At 69.8% G+C, this 20,455-nt stretch carries 22 protein-coding genes; 10 read left to right on the top strand and 12 right to left on the bottom strand.

The window, feature by feature from the left end; genetic code table 11:
* Positions 1-208: 208 nt before the first annotated feature.
* From E7T09_RS12250 to E7T09_RS12225, 6 genes are all read left to right on the top strand, one after another.
* Positions 209-475, top strand: coding sequence for an acyl-CoA-binding protein (locus E7T09_RS12250; protein ID WP_136389450.1), 267 nt, complete (start codon positions 209-211; stop codon positions 473-475).
* A 168-nt stretch (positions 476-643) separates the two neighbouring features.
* Positions 644-1,498: an ImmA/IrrE family metallo-endopeptidase gene (locus tag E7T09_RS12245; RefSeq protein ID WP_370293902.1), complete on the top strand. Its 855-nt coding sequence runs from the start codon at positions 644-646 to the stop codon at positions 1,496-1,498.
* Positions 1,495-2,364 (top strand): dihydropteroate synthase, encoded by an 870-nt coding sequence (gene folP, locus E7T09_RS12240; RefSeq protein WP_240741759.1) that lies wholly within the window; start codon positions 1,495-1,497, stop codon positions 2,362-2,364. Before E7T09_RS12245 ends, folP begins: the two co-directional genes overlap by 4 nt.
* A 31-nt stretch (positions 2,365-2,395) precedes the next feature.
* Positions 2,396-2,767 carry a dihydroneopterin aldolase gene (gene folB, locus E7T09_RS12235; RefSeq protein WP_240741758.1) on the top strand — a complete coding sequence of 124 codons (372 nt, stop codon included), beginning with the start codon at positions 2,396-2,398 and terminating at the stop codon, positions 2,765-2,767.
* Complete coding sequence (gene folK, locus E7T09_RS12230) at positions 2,764-3,261, top strand: 2-amino-4-hydroxy-6-hydroxymethyldihydropteridine diphosphokinase (RefSeq protein ID WP_136389448.1); 498 nt, start codon at positions 2,764-2,766, stop codon at positions 3,259-3,261. Before folB ends, folK begins: the two co-directional genes overlap by 4 nt.
* Before the next feature lie 37 nt (positions 3,262-3,298).
* On the top strand, positions 3,299-3,805 hold the full coding sequence (locus E7T09_RS12225; RefSeq protein ID WP_136389447.1) for a hypothetical protein: 507 nt from the start codon (positions 3,299-3,301) through the stop codon (positions 3,803-3,805).
* A 73-nt stretch (positions 3,806-3,878) separates the two neighbouring features.
* On the opposite strand, the gene E7T09_RS12220 is transcribed toward E7T09_RS12225, so the two are convergent.
* Complete coding sequence (locus E7T09_RS12220) at positions 3,879-4,193, bottom strand: hypothetical protein (protein ID WP_136389446.1); 315 nt, start codon at positions 4,191-4,193, stop codon at positions 3,879-3,881.
* 157 nt (positions 4,194-4,350) lie between these two features.
* Between E7T09_RS12220 and E7T09_RS12215 the strand changes: the two genes are divergently transcribed.
* A complete protein-coding gene (locus tag E7T09_RS12215) occupies positions 4,351-5,634 on the top strand; it encodes a hydroxyacid-oxoacid transhydrogenase (protein WP_136389445.1) in 1,284 nt (427 codons plus the stop codon).
* A gap of 9 nt (positions 5,635-5,643) precedes the next feature.
* Here E7T09_RS12215 and E7T09_RS12210 read toward each other — a convergent pair whose 3' ends face one another.
* The 3 genes from E7T09_RS12210 to E7T09_RS12200 all read right to left on the bottom strand — a co-directional run bounded on the left by E7T09_RS12210 (position 5,644) and on the right by E7T09_RS12200 (position 7,229).
* A complete protein-coding gene (locus E7T09_RS12210; protein WP_136389444.1) occupies positions 5,644-5,985 on the bottom strand; it encodes a YraN family protein in 342 nt (113 codons plus the stop codon).
* 154 nt (positions 5,986-6,139) lie between these two features.
* Positions 6,140-6,808: an HAD family phosphatase gene (locus tag E7T09_RS12205; RefSeq protein ID WP_136389443.1), complete on the bottom strand. Its 669-nt coding sequence runs from the start codon at positions 6,806-6,808 to the stop codon at positions 6,140-6,142.
* Between the two features lie 10 nt (positions 6,809-6,818).
* The gene (locus E7T09_RS12200; protein WP_136389442.1) at positions 6,819-7,229 is read right to left on the bottom strand and encodes a putative dsRNA-binding protein; all 411 of its coding nucleotides are present in this window, start codon (positions 7,227-7,229) and stop codon (positions 6,819-6,821) included.
* A gap of 66 nt (positions 7,230-7,295) precedes the next feature.
* On the opposite strand from E7T09_RS12200, the gene E7T09_RS12195 reads away from it, so the two are divergent.
* On the top strand, positions 7,296-7,793 hold the full coding sequence (locus E7T09_RS12195; RefSeq protein WP_136389441.1) for a hypothetical protein: 498 nt from the start codon (positions 7,296-7,298) through the stop codon (positions 7,791-7,793).
* 63 nt (positions 7,794-7,856) lie between these two features.
* Here the strand turns inward: E7T09_RS12195 and E7T09_RS12190 are convergent, their stop codons facing one another.
* From E7T09_RS12190 to uvrB, 6 genes are all read right to left on the bottom strand, one after another.
* The gene (locus E7T09_RS12190) at positions 7,857-9,821 is read right to left on the bottom strand and encodes a hypothetical protein (protein WP_136389440.1); all 1,965 of its coding nucleotides are present in this window, start codon (positions 9,819-9,821) and stop codon (positions 7,857-7,859) included.
* On the bottom strand, positions 9,821-10,570 hold the full coding sequence (locus tag E7T09_RS12185) for an FHA domain-containing protein (protein WP_136389439.1): 750 nt from the start codon (positions 10,568-10,570) through the stop codon (positions 9,821-9,823). The genes E7T09_RS12190 and E7T09_RS12185 overlap by 1 nt, the downstream gene beginning before the upstream one ends.
* Positions 10,571-10,726: 156 nt before the next feature.
* Positions 10,727-12,331, bottom strand: coding sequence for a serine/threonine-protein kinase (locus E7T09_RS12180; RefSeq protein ID WP_205747005.1), 1,605 nt, complete (start codon positions 12,329-12,331; stop codon positions 10,727-10,729).
* 134 nt (positions 12,332-12,465) lie between these two features.
* Positions 12,466-13,848, bottom strand: coding sequence for a VWA domain-containing protein (locus E7T09_RS12175; protein ID WP_136389438.1), 1,383 nt, complete (start codon positions 13,846-13,848; stop codon positions 12,466-12,468).
* A 24-nt stretch (positions 13,849-13,872) separates the two neighbouring features.
* Entirely contained in the window at positions 13,873-14,442 is a 570-nt protein-coding gene (locus E7T09_RS12170; protein ID WP_168734822.1) for a GNAT family N-acetyltransferase, read from the bottom strand.
* Positions 14,443-14,533: 91 nt separating this feature from the next.
* Entirely contained in the window at positions 14,534-16,549 is a 2,016-nt protein-coding gene (uvrB, locus tag E7T09_RS12165; RefSeq protein ID WP_136389436.1) for an excinuclease ABC subunit UvrB, read from the bottom strand.
* Positions 16,550-16,680: 131 nt separating this feature from the next.
* Between uvrB and E7T09_RS12160 the strand changes: the two genes are divergently transcribed.
* Positions 16,681-17,916: a TCR/Tet family MFS transporter gene (locus tag E7T09_RS12160; protein ID WP_136389435.1), complete on the top strand. Its 1,236-nt coding sequence runs from the start codon at positions 16,681-16,683 to the stop codon at positions 17,914-17,916.
* On the opposite strand, the gene E7T09_RS12155 is transcribed toward E7T09_RS12160, so the two are convergent.
* Positions 17,909-18,814, bottom strand: coding sequence for a LysR family transcriptional regulator (locus tag E7T09_RS12155; protein ID WP_136389498.1), 906 nt, complete (start codon positions 18,812-18,814; stop codon positions 17,909-17,911). The genes E7T09_RS12160 and E7T09_RS12155 overlap by 8 nt on opposite strands.
* A 52-nt stretch (positions 18,815-18,866) precedes the next feature.
* Here E7T09_RS12155 and yedA point away from each other — a divergent pair, with 52 nt between their 5' ends.
* Positions 18,867-19,754 (top strand): drug/metabolite exporter YedA, encoded by an 888-nt coding sequence (gene yedA / locus E7T09_RS12150; protein ID WP_240741757.1) that lies wholly within the window; start codon positions 18,867-18,869, stop codon positions 19,752-19,754.
* Positions 19,755-19,821: 67 nt separating this feature from the next.
* Here the strand turns inward: yedA and E7T09_RS12145 are convergent, their stop codons facing one another.
* Complete coding sequence (locus tag E7T09_RS12145) at positions 19,822-20,385, bottom strand: GNAT family N-acetyltransferase (protein WP_136389433.1); 564 nt, start codon at positions 20,383-20,385, stop codon at positions 19,822-19,824.
* Between the last annotated feature and the right edge of the window lie 70 nt (positions 20,386-20,455).

Genomic DNA, 20,455 nt, shown 5'->3' with positions numbered 1-20,455 from the left:
GTCGTAACAAGGTAACTGTACCGGAAGGTGCGGTTGGATCACCTCCTTTCTACAGCGCTCCGCACCCTCTGCTTCACACCGCTCTCCAGCACTGTCTTCATCCCCAGCCCGGCCCCCTGAAAAGGAGGCCGGGCTTCTTTGTTGCTGTGGGTAAGGGCAGGCCTCAAGCAAAGGATGTGGGGATCGCGCGAGCCGCTACACTCGGCTGATGACTCCCTTCGAACAGGCCCAGCTGGATGTGAAGACGCTGACCCGCAAACCCGGAGTACCCGAGCTGCTGCAGCTGTATGCGCTGTACAAACAGGGCAGTCTGGGCGATGTGCAGGGAGACCGGCCACGGGGCTTCGATCTGGCGGGCGGTGCCAAGTTCGACGCCTGGGCCGCCCTGAGCGGCACGCCTCCCGAGCAGGCGCAGGAGGAGTACGTCGCGCTCGTCATGAAGCTGCGGGCCGCCGAGCTAAGCGTGATGGATTGACTTGAATCTCCGGTTTATCAAAGTGAGCTCCGTCTTCCGGTACTCCCTGTGCGCGTGAGGTGATAGCCCCCGGAATCCCGCTCGGCCGTCTCCGTCAATGGTTCTCTCAATGAGGTGTTCAGGCGCCGTGAGGTTTCCTGCTTATGGGAATCCGGGTAAGCTGCGGGCGTGACCGACGCGCTCGCCACACCGCCCGCGATGCTCGCCCAGGCCAAGGCCAGGATGCGAGAACTCGCGACCGAGTACGCCCGGGCCGTGCCGGGCCGGGACGCGCACAGCCTGATGGCGGGACTGCCGGACGTGAAACTGCTGTTCATGCCGATGGGCGACCGTGACGGTGCCTACGACCCGGAACACCACGTGATCATGATCAACTCCAGTGTCCGCCCGGAACGGCAACGGTTCACACTGGCGCACGAGATCAGCCATGCGCTTCTGCTGGGAGACGACGACCTGCTGAGCGACCTGCACGACGCCTTCGAGGGCGACCGGCTGGAGCAGGTCATCGAGACGCTGTGCAATGCAGGCGCGGCAGCCATCCTGATCCCGGCCGAACTGATGCAGGACATGCTGGAACGCTTCGGCCCCACGGGCCGCGCCCTGGGGGAGCTGTCCCGCCGGGCGGACGTGAGTGCCAGCACGGCGCTGTACACCCTGGCCGAGAACACGGGCGCTCCCGTGATCTACGCCGTGTGCGCCGTGACGCGTGCCGAACGCGAGGATGGCGGTGCGGTCGCTCCCGGCGGCCCGAAGGAATTGACCGTGCGCGCCAGCAGCGCCGCCCCTGGCGTGAAGTATTCCCTGCGGCCAGGAACGCCCATTCCCGCCGGACATCCGGTCGAGACGGCCATGGAGACGCGCCTGCACATCACTGAGGAGTCCTTCGTGCCGTTCCGTTCCGGGCGACGCATGCCTGCCTTCGTGGATGCCTACCCTGACCGGTACCGCGTGATGGCGAGCTTCCTGTTGAAGCCGGATCGCCCAACGGTGGAAGACTCTTCGGCAGATGGGCCGGAGGCTTGACCCGCCACTTCCGCCTGGAGTTCCAGTTTCCGGTTCCGGGTGCCGTGCGTGTGGCCGGCGGCTGGCAGCTGTCCTGGACGGGGACAGCGGTCATGGGGATCGTGAATGTGACTCCCGACAGTTTCAGTGACGGGGGCCGACACCTGGGTCTGGACGCGGCCCTGGCCTCGGCGCGCGCCATGCGGGATGCGGGCGTGCTGATGATCGACGTGGGCGGGGAGAGCACGCGGCCGGGAGCCGAGGTCGTGCCCGTGGCGCAGGAACTTGACCGCATCCTGCCGCTGATCCGGGTGCTGTCAGCCGAGAGCGTGGTCATCTCCGTGGACACCATGAAGCCTGAGGTGGCGGCGGAGGCCCTGCGCGCTGGAGCCCATCTGATCAACGACGTGACGGGCCTGCACGACCCGGAGATGGTTCTGGTCTGTGCGCGCGCCGGGGCGCCCGCCTGCGTGATGCACATGCAGGGCGAGCCACGCACCATGCAGCTTCGTCCTCAGTACGGGGACGTGGTGGCCGAGGTTCACGCTTTTCTGACTGAGCGGGCGGCCGAGGTGCTCGCGGCCGGGGTGCCTTCCGTGTTGATCGACCCTGGCATCGGTTTTGGCAAGACGCTGACGCACAATCTGGCGCTGCTGCGCGCCCTGCCGCAGTTCACGGCCGGGCCATTGCCGGTGCTGGTGGGGGCCAGCCGCAAGCGGTTGATCGACTTCATCGCGGAGGTGCCCACGGCGGCGGAGCGCGATCCGGGAACGCTGGCCCTGCACCTGCACGCCGCGCGCAGTGGAGCCGCGCTGGTGCGGGCCCATGCGGCGGCGGCCCACGTGCAGGCCCTGCGCGTGCAGGCGGCGCTGGACGACCAGCCCTGACCAGCGCGTCGCAGGGGCTACACTCGATCGCGTGACCAGCCGGGTTGTCCTTGAGGGACTGGAATTTCATGCGCGGCACGGCGTGTACGACACCGAGGCCGTGCTGGGCGCGCGGTTTGTGGTCGATGCCGAACTGCACTACGACTTCGCCAGGCTGCCCGACGACCTCAGGCGCGCCGTGAACTACGCCGCTGTGTACGACGCCATCCGGGACGAGGTCACGGGCCACCGGTACAACCTGATCGAGGTGCTCACAGACCGGATCGCGCGGCGGCTGTTGCAGGATCAGCGCCGGCTGAGCCGCGTGGTCGTGCGCGTCCACAAGCCGTTCGCGCCGCTTCCCGGTGTCTTCCGGGACGTGTACGCCGAACTGGCCCTGAACCGGGAGGAAGTCACGTCATGAGTGTGGCCTACGTCGGCCTGGGTGCGAACCTGGGCCGACCGCTGGAGACCCTGCGCTGGGCGGTCGGCGAAGTCGGTCGCCTGGGCACGCTGCGTGGCGTGTCGCGCGTATACCGCACCGCCCCGGTCGGCGGGCCGGCGGGCCAGCCGGATTACCTCAATGCCGTGCTGGCGCTGGACACGACCCTGCCCGCCGGGAGCCTGCTGCGCGGCCTGCACGCCATCGAGGCGCGGGGGGGCCGGGTGCGGCGCGAACGCTGGGCGGCCCGGACGCTCGATCTGGATCTGCTCACCTACGACGACGTGGTGTCCGGGGAGACGCCGCTGCTCCCGCATCCTCTGGCCTGGGAGCGGCCCTTCGTGCTGGTGCCCCTGGCGGAGCTGGCAGCGCACCTCGCAAATCCACGGACAGGGGAGCGGGTCGCCGAGGCCCTGACCCGGGTGGGTACGGCCGGCGTGATCCTAGAGGACGTGACCGGATGGCCCCCGGTCTGATCTGCCCCGCGACACTGGACGCTATGCTGGTGACGACATGAGCGAATTGACCCAGACGAACCGCCGCTCGGGCGTGGGCCGCGCCCTGCAGTGGCTCGCCCTGCTGCTGACCCTGGCCCTGCTGGGCTTCGTGACGGCGGTGGCCGTACGGAACAACCCCATCTACAGCGACCGAGAGGCAAACGGCATCAGCAAATACCGCTTCATCGAGCAGTGCAAGGAGGCCGCCGCCGACGCGGAGACCCTGACGGTGAACGCCTCCGGGCAGGCCGTCCCCCTGAAGACGCTGGTCACGCAGAGCCGCCCGCTGGCGACCGGAGAGCGCATCGGCAGCGCGCTGGAGGCCCCAGCGGCGGCCGTCGTGGCCGGCACCCAGAGCGTCGATGGGGGAGGCTGGACGCTCGCCGGCGTGCCCGTCACCATCAGCATCGTCGGAAAGAAGACCAGCACGCTGGGTCAGCTGCCCCTGCAATGCAGCTACGACAAGAAGGCCGGGAAGACCACGGCCCAGCTGCAACTGCCCGGCCAGGGCCAAGGTCAGTAAGCGCATCGGCCCCGTCAGTGACGCGCCGCTCCTTTACTGGAGCGGCGCCTTCTTCCTTGGCTCAGGAAGTGTCCTACATCACCACATCGAGACCGCTCAGGCATTCCTCGGCGATCGCGCGCGCCAGCGGATCGCGCGTGGCACGGGCATAACTGACGCCCAGGTGCAGGTGGTGCTGCCCGCCCCGCGCTCCGACCAGGGCGAGCGTCTGGTAGAAGGCCAGGTGCGTGTGCGCCAGCAGGACGTCCCGCGTGCGCTCCGGCGGCAGGACGCGGAGCAGGGCGAGCGCTTCCTCGTACGCGTCGAGCGCCCGGCGCTGGTCTCCCTCGACAGCCCACTCGCGCCCCAGTTGCAGGGCGCGGGCGGCCGTGAGGTAGGCGCTGCGCATGAGCGGATTCTACGGCAAGGGCGCCCGCCATTCCGGGCAGTGGTGCGGTGCCCTGGGCGGCACTCGTCTGCAGTGCGGTTCGTGCGGGTGTTAGCCTGCCGACAAGGACATCGGTACACAGCGCCCGGCCCTGCGGGAGTCGGGGCGGGAGGGCAGCATGGACAGCGCGCCACCACACAGCACGCCGCGGGAGCGCATCTTCACCATCGAGGCCACGCCCGTGAAATTCGGCCCCGGCGCCAGTGAGGACGCCGGGTGGGAACTCGTCCGCCTGAGCGTGCGGCGCGCCTTCGTGGTCATCGATCCGCAGGTGCGGGCCGCCGGGATCGCGCAGGGCGTGCTGGAGAGCCTGCGCGACGCCGGGGTGGAGGTCGTGCTCTACGACGAGGTGGACACGGAACCGGAGATCGGCGCGCTGAACCGGGCGGTGCAGGCGGCGCGGGCAGCGGACGTGGACGGCTTCGTGGCCATCGGCGGGGGCAGCACCATCGACACCGCGAAGGTCGCCAACCTGCTCACAACGCATGGCGGCGAGATCATGGACTGGGTGAACCCGCCGGTCGGGGGTGGCCGGATGCCAGCGGGGCCGCTGCGCCCGCTGCTGGCCATTCCCACGACCTCCGGCAGCGGCTCCGAGGCGACGACCGTGGCCATCGTGGATCTGCCGGAACTGGGGATCAAGACCGGCATCAGCCACCGCACGCTGCGGCCTGCTCAGGCGATCGTCGATCCGGAACTGACCCGCACGGCGCCCGCCGCCGTGACCGCCGCCGCGGGTCTGGACGTGGTCTGCCACGCCGCCGAGAGCTTCCTGAGCCGCCCCTACACCACCCGCCCGCGTCCCGAGACGCCCGCCGCCCGGCCCCCGTACCAGGGCAGCAATCCGGTCGCTGACCTGTGGTCCGCCGAGGCGCTGCGTTCCGGCGGTGCTTACCTGCGCCGCGCCGTGCAGGGGAGCGGCGACCTGGAGGCGCGTGGGGCCATGATGCTGGCCGCCACCATGGCCGGAGTGGGCTTCGGCTCGGCGGGCGTGCACATCCCGCATGCCTGCGCGTACCCCATCGCGGGCCTGCGCCATGTCGCGCACCCGGAGGGCTATCCCGGCACGAAGAAGTTCGTTCCGCACGGCTTCAGCGTGATCGTCACGGCCCCCGCCGCCTTCCGGTACACCTTCGCCGCCGATCCCGTGAAGCACGTGCGGGCGGCCGAACTCCTGACCGGAGAGGCCCAGGAGCCCGGTGACCGCGAGGCCCTGCCGCGCGCCCTGACGGCCTTGATGCGCGACGTGGGCGCCCCCACCCGCCTGGGCGACCTCGGCTACACGGCAGCCGATCTCGACATCCTGGTGGAGGGCGCGCTCAAGCAGCAGCGCCTGCTGGCTGTCGCGCCCCGCCTGCCCAGTCGGGACGATCTGGCGGCCATCCTGCGCGAATCGCTGTGAGCCCGCCGGTCAGCCGTCCAGCGGAATGACGGTGATGGGGCCGGTCTCGGCCGGGCCGTCGATGGTGAGCACCTCCAGCCGGCAGGGCAGGTCGTCGCGGCCCAGTTCACGCGTGAGGTACGTCAGGGCCGCGCGGTGCATCAGGGCGAGCTTGCGCGGGGTCACGGACTCGGCCGCGCTGCCGTACCGGATCTGCCGCCGCTGCCGGACTTCCGTGAACACCAGGGTGCCGCCCTCGCGCGTGATCAGGTCGATCTCGCCGCCGGGAATGCGGTAATTGCGGGCCACGATCTCACGCCCCAGCGAGGCCAGGTGCGCTCCGGCCCGCGCTTCCGCCTCCGCCCCCTTCACGCGGCCCCGGCCATCAGCTCACACGGACTCCGATGGAATCCCGCAGCCTGCAGGATGAAATCCGACCGGAGGAAGAAGGAGAGACTATGGATTCCGGGAGATGGACGGACAGTCGGTGGGGTTCCGACTGTCCGGGAATTGGACGGAATCCGTATCAGGCCAGCCACGCGGCCCAGTCGCTGAAATCCGGCACGGCCAGCGACGCGCCCGCGTCCAGCAGGGCCGGCGCGGGCGCGGTGGTCGTCAGGGCGACGACGCGGCACCCCGCACCGGCCGCGCTGCGCACTCCGTTCACCGCGTCCTCGTGCGCCAGACAGTCGGCGGCGTTCAGGCCCAGCCGTGCGGCCCCCAGCAGGAACGGTTCCGGGTGCGGTTTGCCGCGCGTCACGTCCTCTCCGGTCACGCGCGTCACGAAGCGGTGCCCGAAGCCGAGCTGCTCCATGCCGAAGGCCACGTTCACGAGTCCCGCGCTGGTCACCAGCGAGAACGGAATGCCGCGCGCCTCCAGGGCGTCCAGGTACGCGCTCAGACCGGCGACCTCGGTCAGGGCGCCGGCGGCCAGTTCGCGGTACCGGTTTTCCTTGGCATCGTCGAAACGGCCCGCGAGGTCGGCGTCGGGTGCGTGGCCCACCAGGCGTTCGATGATCTCCGGGTTGCGGCCGCCGTCGACCTTGGTGTCCAGATCCTCCTCGGTGAGGTGCAGGTTCAGCACGCTGCGGGCCGTTTCGGCCCAGGCCTGCCGGTGATGGTGGTTGTTCGCAGTGAGCACGCCGTCCATATCGAACAGCACGCCCGAGGGGCGCCAGGGCCAGGAATCCTTCATGGCCCCAGTGTCACGCATCCTCGGGGCCGTGCCCCAGGTCCATGAGCAGATCACGGTACAGCCGCGCGGCGTCTACCCGCACGTCGTCGAGCGTGGCGTGATCGTCCGACAGTTCCAGCGCGGCGTCGAGCGCCTGGGCCAGCACCGCCGCGTAGATGGGCCAGCGGCCCGCCGGGAAGGGAGGCGCTGTGCCGGGCTCCTCCGGGCCGCCATCCAGGGCGCGCAGGGCCGACTCGGCCGCCATCCGCTCGGCATCCTTCTTGCTGCGGCCCTCACCGACCGTGCCCAGCGGCTGCCCGCCTACCAGCACGCGCGCCCGGAACGTCAGGTCATGCGGCGGACCGCTCGACTCCGCCTCGAAGGTCGGCACGCCCAGGCCCAGTGCCGACACACGCGCGATCAGGTCACCCTTCGCATTCATGACCCAGAGCCTACCGCGCCTCGCCTGCTGCACCCCGCACCAGGTGCCGGAGCGCTAGCCTGACCCATGTCCTCCCGCCTGTCACGCCTTCACCTCCGGTTCCTCGGCCTGTGGGGTATGGTCGGCGGCCTGCTGGGCACGGTGCTGGGAGTCGCAGCGGTGCTCCCCGTGCAGCCCGGTCAGGTGTGGACGATCACGGCCACGACCGCCGAGCGAGAGCGGTTCACGACCACCCTGCGCCTGAACCCCGCCGCGCCCACCGGCATGCCCCTGGCGTTCCAGGCCGACCGTGGCGTGCTGCTCCTCGATGCCGCCCACGGCACCCTGATCGCCCTGGATCTGCTCGACGCCCGCGCGGGCGGCCTGGGCCTGGCATGCGTGGTGGACGGCGTGCTCGACGCGCCCGAACTGAACGGCGTGCTGGCCTCCGGCACGCTGGAGCAGTTGCCTGACCAGCTCAAAAGGGTGCTCGCCGTGGTTGCCGTGGCCCGCACGCCCACGGACCGCGCGGCGGCCGTCCAGGAGTTGCGGCTGGGCACCTGCACCCTGACCCGTTCGTCCTGACCGTCCGGGTGGATCTGCGGGTGAGGCGTCCATTTGTTTCTCTGCCTCCAGCTGGACGATGCCCTACTCCACCCGTTCGATCACCAGCGCCGTGGCATTGTCCGGGGCACCCGCCTCCAGGGCCAGTGCGATCAGGCGATCCACCAGCGGCTGGATGGGCAGGGTGGTCAGCAGCGGAATGAGCACCTCGTCCGGCACCTCGCCCCACACGCCGTCACTGACGAGCAGCACGCGGTCGCCCACGCCCATGACCATCGGCTGCTCCAGCGTCTGCACGTAATTCTCCTGGGGGACGCGCAGGCTGCCCAGCGACCTGAGTACCTTATTCCGTTCGGGACTGTTCTGCGCCTCCTCGGGCGTCATCTGCCCGGACGCGACCATGGCGGCCACGTACGAGTGGTCCCGGCTGAGCTGGCGCACCACGCCCGCCTGCCGCACGTATGCGCGCGTGTCGCCTACGTGTCCCAGCTGAAGGTGGGGGCCGCGCACTTCCACGCCGCTGAAGGTGCAGCCGCCGTCCCGCCCGGCCATGGCGGTCAGCACGGCCGCGTTCGCGTCCCACACCATCTCCGGAAGTGTGGCCTTGCCGGAAGTCAGGAAGGCGTCCACCGCAGCGGCGCTCGCCACCTCGCCCGCCGCCATGCCGCCCATGCCGTCCGACACACAGGCGCGCAGCACCAGCGTGGACGCGCCATGCAGACCGAGCTGCCGCCACGTGAACCCGTAACTGTCCTCGTTCATGGGCCGCTCGGGGTTCAGCCCCACCGACGTGGCCGCCGCCACCTGGTAAGCCGGCAGGGTCGGCGTGGTGAGTGTCTTCAGCGCGGCCAGCACCTCCGCCGGAGTCATCCGTTCCTCCACGGGTGCGAGCATGCCGCGCAGAAGCTGCGGCACGCCCGGCACACTCACGCCGTCCAGCACCGCGCCGGTCGTCCCCTCGGCGGGCAGCGTCCGGCCGGTCAGCCAGGAATACAGCAGCGCGCCCAGCAGGTACACGCCGCTGCGGGCGTCCACCGCCTGACCTGCCAGCACCTCCGGCGGGGTGAAGCCCTCGCGCACGGCGACCTCCGCCGGTTCGCCCATGCGGCTCACCCGTGGCGGAAAGCGCAGGCGCACGCCGCCCGGCGTCACCCGTGGCGAGTCGGGCTCCAGATCGACCACCGCGTTCCCCTGTTTCTCCAGCGCGAACAGCAGTCGGGTCAGCTCCGTGAGGTGCGCCAGCGCGGCGTCTGGGTTTACTGGGGCTTTTATGGTCTCACCGCCCACCGGCTCCAGCACATGCAACGCTCCGGCGGTCGAGAAGCGGGGCAGCGCCCGGTGTGGGGCCAGCGTCGCCCACAGCGGGTCTGGCCGCGCGTATACCTCGACGCTCGGGCCACTCGCCACGGGACTGGCGATAAACCAGCCGCGCCCCAGATCCTCGTTCAGGTGGTACCCGTCCAGGACATCGCCCACCACCGGCCCCGAAGTCGGCGCGGTGGGCGCGAACACCTCCTCCTCCAGATCGTCCGAGAAGCCAGAGGCAGCCGGTACGGAAGGAGCCTGCACGGATGCCGGTGCTGAAACCGCTGGAGCGGTCTCCACAGACTTGGGAACCAGCTCTCTGGACGCGCTGATGGCCGGAACGGCGTCTGCCGGCGGTGGAGCTGATGGCTCCGGCAGGATCGCAGGCCCGGATGCGGCGACCACGGCCGGAACGGCAGGCGCGGGAAGCTCCACCGGTTCTGTCGTCCCTTCACCGCCGGAATCGGATGCAGGGGCCGTGGGTGTGGTCGCATCGCCCGCCAGGGGAGAGGGAGACACGGGGTCGCCGGTTTCGTCCACCGATTCGGGCAGCGCGTCCTCGCCCAGCACGGGCAGGGGCAGGTCGCCGGGTTCAAAGGCCGTCAGGGCCGGCTCGGCCGCGTCGGACTCGGGCTGATCCGGTTCCGTGGGCTGCGCTGCCCGCTTCTGGCCGAACAGCTCGCGCAGGCTGGCAGCCGTGTCCTGCCAGTCCGGGGTGTGCTCCTTGTCGTCTGGGCGGGTCATCAGCCCTGGTGGAAGGTCAGCATCAGGTTCCCGAAGGCCACCTCGTCGCCGTCGTGCAGCGCCGCCGGTTCCTGCAGGCGCGGCGAGAAGGCGCCCTCGCCCGCATGCTTGACATACACGCCGTTGGTAGACCCCAGGTCGCGCACCATCCACACGCCGCCCTCGCGGTACAGCTCGGCGTGACGGCGGCTGATGTGCTCCTGGCCGCCCAGGCCCGTCAGGTCGATGTCCACCGGGCCGCTGGAGGCATCGAACCGGCCCACGACCAGCCGCTCGCCCTGCAGGGGAATAAACTCGCCGGTGGGCGCTCCGTACTTCTTGATGCCCAGCTTCGCGGGCGCGTCGGACGGTGCCGGAGCCGCAGCAGTGGGGGCAGCCACCGGGACAGAGACCGCCACGGGAGCCGGGTCGGTGGCCTCCGGCGTGACTGGCGCGGGTTCAGCGGCGGCCTCCGGTGCGGAGACGGCGTCGTCGACCGACGCAGGCGCGGGAGCGGTCGCCTCGGGCGCGTCGGTGACGGGCATGTCAGGGATGCCCGCCGCGAGTTCGGGGCTGGCCGGGACGGACGCGGTGGCCGGGTCGGTCAGGTCGCCGTCCACGGGTGCCGTGGAATCGGCCGCAGGAGCGGGCTCCGGGGTGATCGGGGCGGGTGCGGCGGCGTGCTGGGGGGTCAGTTCGACGCCGCAGCCCTCGCAGTACGTGGTGCCATCGGGATTGACGGTGCCGCAGACGGTGCAGGTGATGGTCATGGTGTGTTCCTCCAGGGGTAGGGGCGAGGGGACGTGTGGGCCGACGTTCAATCTCTTGCGTTGACCTCGGCGATCAACCGGGCGGAGCGGGAAGCAGGAACGAGGTGGTGCGGCGCAGAGGCATCCTGAACCCTCGGACGGGGAGCGGCACCATTCTCAGATACGGCGGATCAGCCGCAGAATGAAGATCGAGATGGTGGCCGCCATGACGCCCAGCGCCGCGACGGTCGGCCAGTGCAGGGCCGCGCCGTTCGCGTACAGCACCGCCAGCGCAGCCGTACCCAGCGGCAACGCGACGGGCAGCGCCAGCCACGCCAGCTGTCCGGCCACAAAGCCCACCGCCGCGCCGAGGGCCGCCGCGACCAGCAGGCCCACGGTGCCGAGTTGTCCTATGGCCGGCAGCAGCGCCGGCAGCTGTGCCAGCCCGGTCACGCCGCCTAGGCCGATACACAGCGCCACGAGGAGCGTGCGCGGCAGCGGATTGCGGCGCGGCGGCAGGGACAGATTCGGTGGGGCCGGGACGGGCTGCGGGAGGGGAACGGGGTTCGGCGTGGCCGGGACCGGCGTGACCACTGGGGTGGGCGGCTTGACAGGTACAGGCGGAGGGGCAGGCTGCGGTTGAGGTCTTGGGGCCGGGGGCGGCGTGGGCCTGGGTGCAGGAGCTGGGGTCGGTTGCGGACGCGGAACCGGCGCGGGCTGCGGCTGAGGGCGCGGAGCGGGCGCCGGCGGAACTGGAGCACTCTGCACCGGAGGGGATGGCCGGGGGATGGGCAACGGGGCGGCCGTCGCCTGACCGGGGCCGACCAGCAGTTCCTCCAGCGCGCGGGCCGTCTGCGGGCGGTCTTCCACGCGCAGGGCCATGGATTTTTCCACGGCGCGCCGGAGCGGGGCGGGCGTGCCCGGCGGCAGGGGCGGCAGCGGTGTACCCAGCATCAGGTCGGTCGCGGGGGGCGGCATCTGACCGGTCAGGGCGTGGTGCAGGGTCGCGCCCAGCGAGTAGATGTCCGTGTACGGGCCGTACCTGGCGCTGTTGCCGTACTGCTCCAGCGGCGCGTAGCCGGGCGTGACCAGCCGCGTGTGGCTCACCGTCTGCCCCGGCGCGAAGGTGCGCACGGAGCCGAAGTCGATCAGCACGATCCGCCCGGTCTTGTGCATGAAGATGTTGTCCGGCTTGATGTCCCGGTGCAGCAGCCCCGCGCCGTGCACGAGTTCCAGGGTCCGCGCCACCGAGCGCGCGACCTCCAGCGCCACGGTCGGGGGGAGCGGGCCGTTCTTCTCGATGGCGCTGCCCAGCGTCATGCCCTCCAGGAACTCCATCACGAGGTACGCGGTGCCGTTCTCCTCGAAGTAGTTCAGCACGCGCACGATGCCGGGGTCGTTGAAGCGCGCGAGCACCTTCGCCTCGTCCAGGAAGCGGCGTTTGGTTTCCTGGAATTCGGCGGTGCTCAGGTTGCCGGGCGGAATGACGGTCGCCACGCGCCGCTGCGAGCCGTCCACGAACAGTTCCTTGATCGCCACGCGCAGGCCCAGCCGCACATCCTGCGCGTCGTAGGTGATCCCGAAGCCGCCCCGGCCCAGCACGCGGCTCAGCACGTACTGTCCGCCGCCCAGCGTGCAGCCGGCCGGCAGGGCCAGGGCCGCCGTGACCGCTTTCGCAGCGGCCGAGGCGGCGCCGGGTGTGAGCGGCGCCCCGCAGGTGCGGCAGACGGTATCCGCCACGCCGACGGGCGAGCCGCACACCGGGCAGGTCGTGCTCGTCACGCGCGGCTCATACCGAAGTCACAGGGTTCCCGGCCATCCGGAACAGAACTGGATGGACGTCCATCACCTGAATTTCGGTGGTCATGGCCCAGCCTTCCCGTCGTTCCTCGTCTTCGCCTCACCGCCACTCCACGTCAAGCGCCGGTCATCCGCCGGATGTCCTCGTCCGACGGGAGGGTTCCGTCCGAGGCCTTGAGCGTCTGGGTCTTCGCGCCCAGGCGCATGGTCTTGGCGGTCCCCAGCGCAATGGTCTTGCTGCTGCCCAGCTCCCCGATGGCCTTGTCGAGCACCTGCGTCATCGCGCCGTTCCCGAGACGCTGGGTCATGCTGCGCGCCAGTTCCAGGGTCTTCGCGGCCTGCGCGGGGTCGTTGCGGGCCTCACGGGTCGCCTGGGCTACCAGTCCCTCGATGTTGCGCTGCTGCACCCACTGCATGATCCCCGGATCGACGCGGGCGGCCATGGACTCGTCGCCCGTGAACTCCACGACCACGTCCAGCGGGGGTACCTCGCCCCGGTAGTTCGCGCCGGGCACCTGGTACGTCAGGCCCAGCTGCGCCAGGCGCATGCGCGCGGCGGGGCGGGCGGGCAGCGTGAACTCCAGCACGTAGGTCGCGCCGATCCCGGCCTCGACATTCCCGAGTTGTAGCGGGCCGTCCACCCGCGCCACCTCGGTCTGCGTGGGCTGCACGCGGGTCACGCGTTCCAGCACCACGTCCTTCACGGTCCGCACGCTCAGGGCCACGTTCGTCACGACCTCGTTCGCGGCCTGCTTCAGGTCGCCCAGCAGCGCCTGCGGCAGTTCCGTGGCGCGCACGGCGGGCGGCTGCGGGTTGTCGGTGTCGGGGACGACGTCGATGGGCTGCCCCTGCGTGCGGTCCGTGATCATGGTCAGCAGGTCCGTGTTCACCTCGTCGCCCACGCCCACAGTCGTCACGGGAATCTGCAGACCGGCCAGCACGCCCGCCTGCTCCTCGACCACCGGCGCGTCGAAGGCCTGCCCGTCGGTCAGGAGCACCATGCGGCGGCTGCCGGTCTCCTGGCCCAGCAGTTTCGCGCCTGCCTGCATGCCCAGGCCCATGTTCGTGCCGCCCGAGTACCAGTCGAGCCGCTCCACCCCAGCCAGCAGGCGCGTGCGGTCCGTCGCGGGTGTGAACGGCACCAGCACGTCGGCCATGTCGTCGAACTTCACCAGCGCGATCCGGTCTGCCGGGTGCAGCAGGTCGGAATTGATGATCCCGGTCAGGGCTTCAGTAAGCAGTTCGAGCTTGTTCCGCGCTCCCTTGACGATCTCGTACTTCTTGCCGTCCACGGTGGTCGTCTTGCCGGTCGTGCCGGTCGGCTCGGTCACGACCTCCCGCATGGAGCCGCTGGTATCCACCACGAACACCACGCTCAGGTCAGGCCGCGCCTGTCGGGCCTGCGCGGTGGGTGTGACGGTCAGGGTCAGGAAGAGTTTCTGTCCCGCCGTCTGGGCGAGCAGGAACTCACGGTGGGGCTGGACCTTGGCATCGAGCATTCGGTTCTCCTTATCCACGCTCCATTATGGACAGTCCGGCTGAATGGTTCCCGAACGGGCGCTGAACTCCGCTCCGGCCAAGGCCTGTCGCAGCGCTTCGACGTCCGGCCACACGTACACCACCTCGCGCACCGGCCAGCCATCCAGGTCGTTCTCCTGCACTGCCACCTGCTCCCCACCGAGCGCTGCGTACCACGCGCGGATCGGATTGCCCTCCAGCGTCGAGAGGCCGACGCTGCCCGCCCCGGCGGCCCCCAGCACGCTCACGGCGGCAGACAGCAGCGCCCGGCCATGCCCGCACCCCCGCGCCTGCGGACGCACGTGCAGCGCCATCACCTCGGCCTCGGCCCCGTGGTACGGGTGAACACGGGCCAGCACGTAGCCCACGACCTCTCCGGCGTCCTCCGCGACCAGCAGCACGTCGTCCGGGTGATCCCTGGGCCACAGCAGCCAGTCTGCTGTCTGCTCCTCGACGCTCACGCCATCCCAGGAGCCCGGCGGGAACAGCGGCGCGTAGTCGTAGTGGTAATTGCCGACCTGTACCGCCGCGACCGCGGGCGCATCGGACGCGGTGAAGGGGCGCACGGTGGACACTGCGGCCCAGTGTGTGCCCCCCCAGCCCGTCCCCGGCATCCGCCGGCTGGCCTATGGCGGGGATGCCCCACACCGATGGCCGCAGTGATCCTTACCGCCGCCCGCGCTGTCTGACCTTCTGTCCAGGCACGGTCGCCTGTTTGAACTCCTTGCCCTGAAGCTTCGCCTCGATGGCTCGGATCTGGTCGCGCAGCGAGGCGGCCTTCTCGAAGTCCAGGTCTTCCGACGCCTGCCACATGTCGAGTTCCAGATCGGTGAGCTGCGCGGTCAACGAGTCGCGGTCCGTGCCCACGTTCGCGGAGCTGATCTCCTCGGGCTGCTCCTCGCCCCGGATGACGTCGCGTACGCCCTTGATGATGGTGGTGGGCGTGATGCCATGTTCCTCGTTGTACGCGGTCTGCTTCTCGCGGCGGCGGCGGGTCTCGTCCATGGCGAACTGCATGGCGGGCGTGACCGTGTCGCCGTACAGGATGACCTCGCCGTTGAGGTTGCGGGCCGCGCGGCCGATGGTCTGGATCAGCGCCCGCTCGCTTCTCAGGAAGCCGGGCTTGTCGGCGTCCAGGATGGCGACCAGCGACACCTCCGGCAGGTCGAGGCCCTCGCGCAGCAGGTTGATGCCGATCAGCACGTCGTAGTGCCCGAGCCGCAGGTCGCGGATGATCACCTGACGTTCCACGGTGTCGATGTCGCTGTGCATGTACCGGGCCTTCACGCCCTTTTCGAGCATGTACTCCGTGAGATCCTCGGACATGCGCTTGGTCAGGGTGGTGACCAGGGTGCGCTCGCCGATCTTCGCACGTTCCCGCACGCGGCCCAGCAGATCCTCGATCTGGCCGTTGATGGGCCGCACGCTGACCGGCGGATCGACCAGCCCGGTTGGGCGGATGATCTGATCCGCGATGCTGTCGCTGACCTCGCGTTCGAACGGCCCTGGCGTGGCCGACACGAACACGACCTGCCCGGTCTTGCTCATGAACTCGTCGAAGTTCAGCGGGCGGTTGTCCATGGCCGACGGCAGGCGGAACCCGTAGTCCACCAGCGTCTGTTTGCGTGCCCGGTCGCCGTTCGCCATTCCGCCGATCTGCGGCACCGTCACGTGCGACTCGTCGATGAAGGTCACGAAGTCGTCGTTGAAGTAATCGAGCATGGTGTACGGCGTGTGCCCGGCCACCCGCCCGTCGATGTGCCGCGAGTAGTTCTCGATGCCCGAGCAGTAGCCCAGCACCTTGAGCATCTCCAGGTCGTACAGGGTGCGTTCCTTCAGGCGCTGGGCCTCCAGCAGCTTGCCGGTCGCCCTGAAGTACTCCAGCCGCCCCTCCAGTTCCTCCTGGATGGTCACGATGGCCCGCTCGATGTTTCCCGCGCTGCTCACGTAATGTTTCGCCGGGTACACCACCGTGGCGTCCAGTTCCGCCAGCCGGTCGCCGGTCAGCGGATGCACCACCGTGATGCGCTCCACATCGTCGCCCCACAGTTCGATCCGCAGGGGCTGCTCGTCGTACGCGGGCCACACCTCGATCATCTCGCCCTTGGCCCGGAAGCGGCCCGGCATCATCTCGATATCGTTGCGCTCGTACTGCATGTTCACCAGGCGTCCCAGGATCTCGTCGCGGCTGACCGCAGAGCCCTTTTTCAGGATCAGGTTCAGTGCCGTGTACTCCTTCGGGTCGCCCAGGCCGTAGATGCAGCTCACCGACGCCACCACGATGGTGTCCCGCCGCGTGAGCAGCGACCGGGTCGTGGAGTGCCGCAGCCGCTCGATCTCCTGGTTGATGCTGGCATCCTTCTCGATGAACAGATCCTTGCCCGGCACGTAGGCTTCCGGCTGGTAGTAGTCGTAGTAACTGATGAAGAACTCCACCGCCGCGTCCGGGAAGAACTCCCGGAACTCGGATGCCAGCTGCGCGGTCAGGATCTTGTTCGGCGCCATGATCAGGGCCGGGCGCTGGGTCTCCTCGATGACCTTCGCCACAGAGTAGGTTTTCCCCGTGCCTGTGGCCCCGAGCAGGGTCTGGTAGCGCAGGCCGCTGTCCAGGCCGTCCACCAGGGAGCGGATGGCGGTGGGCTGGTCACCCGAGGGCGTGAAATCGGACTTGACCTTGAGCATGGAACCTCCGGGAGTGGGGAGTGCGGCAGCGGATGCCGAACGAATCTCCCCATTTTACGCCCCGAACGTAAGGGAACGGTAGGCGTAATGGCTGAAGGGAACCTTGACCTCCCCGCCCTACACTCCTCCCTATGCGCTCCCGCCCCGCCGCCCTGATCTTCATCCTGCTGACCGCGCTGATCGACATCATCGGGATCGGGCTGATCATTCCCGTGCTGCCGGGACTGGTGAAATCCCTGGCCGGCTCGGAGGTGGCGGGTGCCCGGACGATTGGTCTGCTCACCGCCGTGTACGCCGTGATGCAGTTCGTGTTTGCGCCGATCCTGGGAACCCTGAGCGACCGCTACGGGCGGCGGCCGGTGCTGCTGTTCGCGCTGAGCGGCATGGCGCTCGACTACGTGCTGCTGTCGTTCGCACCGAACCTGGCGTGGCTGTTCGTGGGCCGCGTGATCGCCGGGATCACTGGAGCGAGCCTGACGGTCGCCAACGCCTACATCGCGGACGTCTCGCCGCCCGAGGAAAGGGCGAAGAACTTCGGTCTGCTGGGCGCGATGTTCGGCGTGGGCTTCATCCTGGGGCCGGCGCTAGGCGGCCTGCTGGGCGAGTACGGGCTGCGCGTGCCCTTCATGGCGGCCGCGGCGCTGACCGGCCTGAACGTGCTGTACGGCCTGTTCGTGCTGCCCGAGTCGTTGCCCGCCAGCAGCCGGGGCAAGGCCGTGCAGCGCGGCGACCTGAATCCCCTGAAACCCCTCGCGGCGCTGGGCGCATACCCGATCCTGCGCTCCCTCACGCTGACCTTCGTGCTGCTGGGCCTCGCGGGGCAGACGATCTTCAGCACCTGGGTGCTGTACACCGAGGGGGTGCTGCGCTGGAGTCCGGCGCAGAACGGCGTGGCGCTCGCGTTCTTCGGCCTGCTCACGGCGGGCGTCCAGGCAGGGCTGCTGGGGCCATTCATCGCGCGCTTCGGCGAGCGGCGCACCATCATGACCGGTCTGGTCAGCAGCATCCTGGAATTCCTGGTGCTCAGCGTGGCCCGCAGCGGGCCGCTGCTCTACGCGTCGCTGGTCGTGGGGGCGCTGGGGGGCCTGGGCAACCCGGCCATTCAGGGCCTGATCTCCAAGCAGGTGGACGAGACCGAGCAGGGCCGCGTGCAGGGCGCGATCACCAGCCTGAACAGCCTGGTGGGCGTGGTGGGGCCGATCGTGGCGACCAGCGTGTACGCCTTCGGGATCACCCATCAGTTTCCCGGCGCGGCGTTCCTGATGGGCGCGCTGCTGTCGGTGGTGGGCACCCTGCTGATCCTGAACGTGCTGCGTAGTATTCCCGGCACGGGACGTGGTGAGACCTCCGGGAACGCGGTCAGCTGAGCGGCTGCCCGCCCGCACTGCCCAGCACGTCCGCCGCCACGCTCAGGAAGGCCCGCACGACGGGACTGCGGCCCTCGCTGCGGCTCCACACGGCGACGATCTCCACGATGGGGGCGTCGTCGATGGGCCGGTACACCACGCCGGGCAGCGACAGGCGCGAGAAGAACTCGATGGGCAGGAACACCCCGATTCCGGCCGCGACCAGCGACAGCAGGGTAGGCACCTCGATGGCCTCCTGCACGACGTGTGGCGTGAAGCCCGCCCCGGCGCACCAGCGCATGACCTGATCGAAGTACGTGGCGCGGATCTGGCGGGGGAAGAACACGAAGGATTCACCCTGCAGGTCGCTGATCTTCAGCCTGCGCCGGCGGGCCAAGGCGTGCTCGGCGGGCAGCGCGGCCACCAGCGGCTGCCGCCACAGCGCGCGGGAATCCAGGCTCGGATCCCGCACCGGCAGCAGCATCAGGCCCACGTCGATCTGTCCGCCGCGCAGCGCGGCCTCCTGCTCCTGCGCCGTCAGTTCCCGCAGATCCACGCTGACGTTCGGGTACAGCTCCCTGAATCTCCGCACGATCTCCGGCAGGCCGCCGAAGGCCAGCCCGCTCACGAAGCCGATGGTCAGGCGGCCCACCTCGCCCCGCGCGGCGCGGCGGGCACGCTCAACCGTCTGTGCCGCCAGCGCCAGCGTCTCGCGCGCGCCGATCAGGAACTCCTGTCCGGCGGGCGTGAGCTGCACGCGCCGGGTAGTCCGCAGCACCAGCGGCACACCGACCTCGTCTTCCAGATTGCGAATGGAGTTCGAGAGGGCCTGCTGCACCACGAACACGCGCTCCGCCGCCCGGCCGAAGTGTTCCTCCTCGGCCAGGGCGACGAAGTGACGCAGGTGCCTGAGTTCGATCATGCGTGCGTCCACGGTAGCAGCGCCGGGCGGCGCGCGTAGGATGGCCGTCATGTCTGCCCGCACTGCCGCCCTCCCTGCCGTGAGCACCGCCGTTCTGATCGCGCTGGGCGTGGTGTATCTGGTGTGGGGCAGCACGTACTTCGCCATCAAGGTCGCCATCGGATCGCTGCCGCCGCTGGGCATGCTGGGCCTGCGCTTCCTGCTGGCGGGCGCGCTGCTGTACGGCGTGCTGCGGCTGCGCGGGATGGCCGCCCCGACCCGGCGGGAGTGGGGCTGGAGCGCCGTGATCGGCACGCTGCTGCTGGGCGGCGGCACCGGCTTCGTGACCCTGGCCGAGCGTGATGCGAGTTCCAGCATCGCGGCCCTGATGATCGCGGTGTCCCCGCTGTTCGCCGCCGTCTTCGCCTCGCTGTGGGGCGAGAAGACCGGCCGGCGCGAGTGGCTGGGCATTGGCGTGGGCCTCGTGGGGATCGTGCTGCTGAACCTCGGGGAACTGCGGGCCACGCCCACGGCGGCCGTGCTGCTCCTGCTCGCGCCGCTGTGCTGGACCTTCGGCAGCCAGTGGTCACGCCACCTGCCGCTGCCCACCGGCCTGATGAACAGCGCCGCACAGATGCTGACCGGGGGAGTGGTGCTGACCGTCCTGAGCGTGGTGTTCCGCGAGCGCTGGAGCACGCCCACGCCCGGCAGCGTGTGGGCGCTCGCCTATCTGGTCGTCTTCGGCGGGGTGCTGGCGTACTCGGCGTACACCTACCTCGTGTCGCACGCGCGTCCGGCGCTGGCGACCAGTTACGCGTACGTGAACCCGGTCGTGGCGATCCTGCTGGGCGTTGTGGTTGGCGGCGAGACGGTCGGGCCGCTCGGGTGGGCCGCGCTGGCAGTGATCGTGGCCGGAGTGGTGCTCGTCGCATGGCCGGAGCGGGATGTGGTGGCATGAGGGCGGTGGAAGGGCCCGGAGGGTGACCGTGTTCCCGCTGTCCTGTGATCGTCGGCTTACGCCGTGCTCACGGCCATTCTGAAGGCGATGGGCTGGGTTCAGACGTCTGCTGCCACACGGTCAATTCACCATGTCGGGCGTCCCGGCTTGAGCCGATGCGCGTGAACCCCAGTTTTTCTAGGACACGCTCGCTGGGGCGATTGGTCAGGGCGGTCTGGGCCGTGACGCTCCGGACGTGTGGCTGCGTCAGAAGGTGCGCCACCAGGGCGCCCACGGCTTCGGTGGCGTAGCCCTTCCCCCAGCACGATGGATTGAACCCATAACCGATTTCCTGTGCTCCAGCCGCGTCGGGCGGGGCTTTTGCCCCGATCTGTCCCACGACGTCTCCGGTCTCCCGCAGCACCACACAGAAGTCCCCAGGATCGGCTGCCAGCCCCTGTGCCTTCATCTGGCGGAGCAGGTGCGGAAACAGGCCCAGTCGAACCCCCGGCCACTCTGGACTGAACTGTATGGTCAGTGGCCCTTGGGGAGTCACCGCGTTCAGCGTGAACGTGTCGGTTTCGAGCCGCCGCCGGATCATGTCACGGGACAGGGGCAGCAGAACCAGACGCCGTGTCGAGAGAACAGGCACAGGACGAGCTTACCGGCTGGGGTGGGCACCATACCGCTGGACTGCCCGCCACGAACCGTTGAAGTATGAC

Source organism: Deinococcus sp. KSM4-11 (genome assembly GCF_004801415.1).
Classification (GTDB): Bacteria; Deinococcota; Deinococci; order Deinococcales; family Deinococcaceae; genus Deinococcus.
This window is presented reverse-complemented; position numbering and strand designations above follow the sequence as displayed.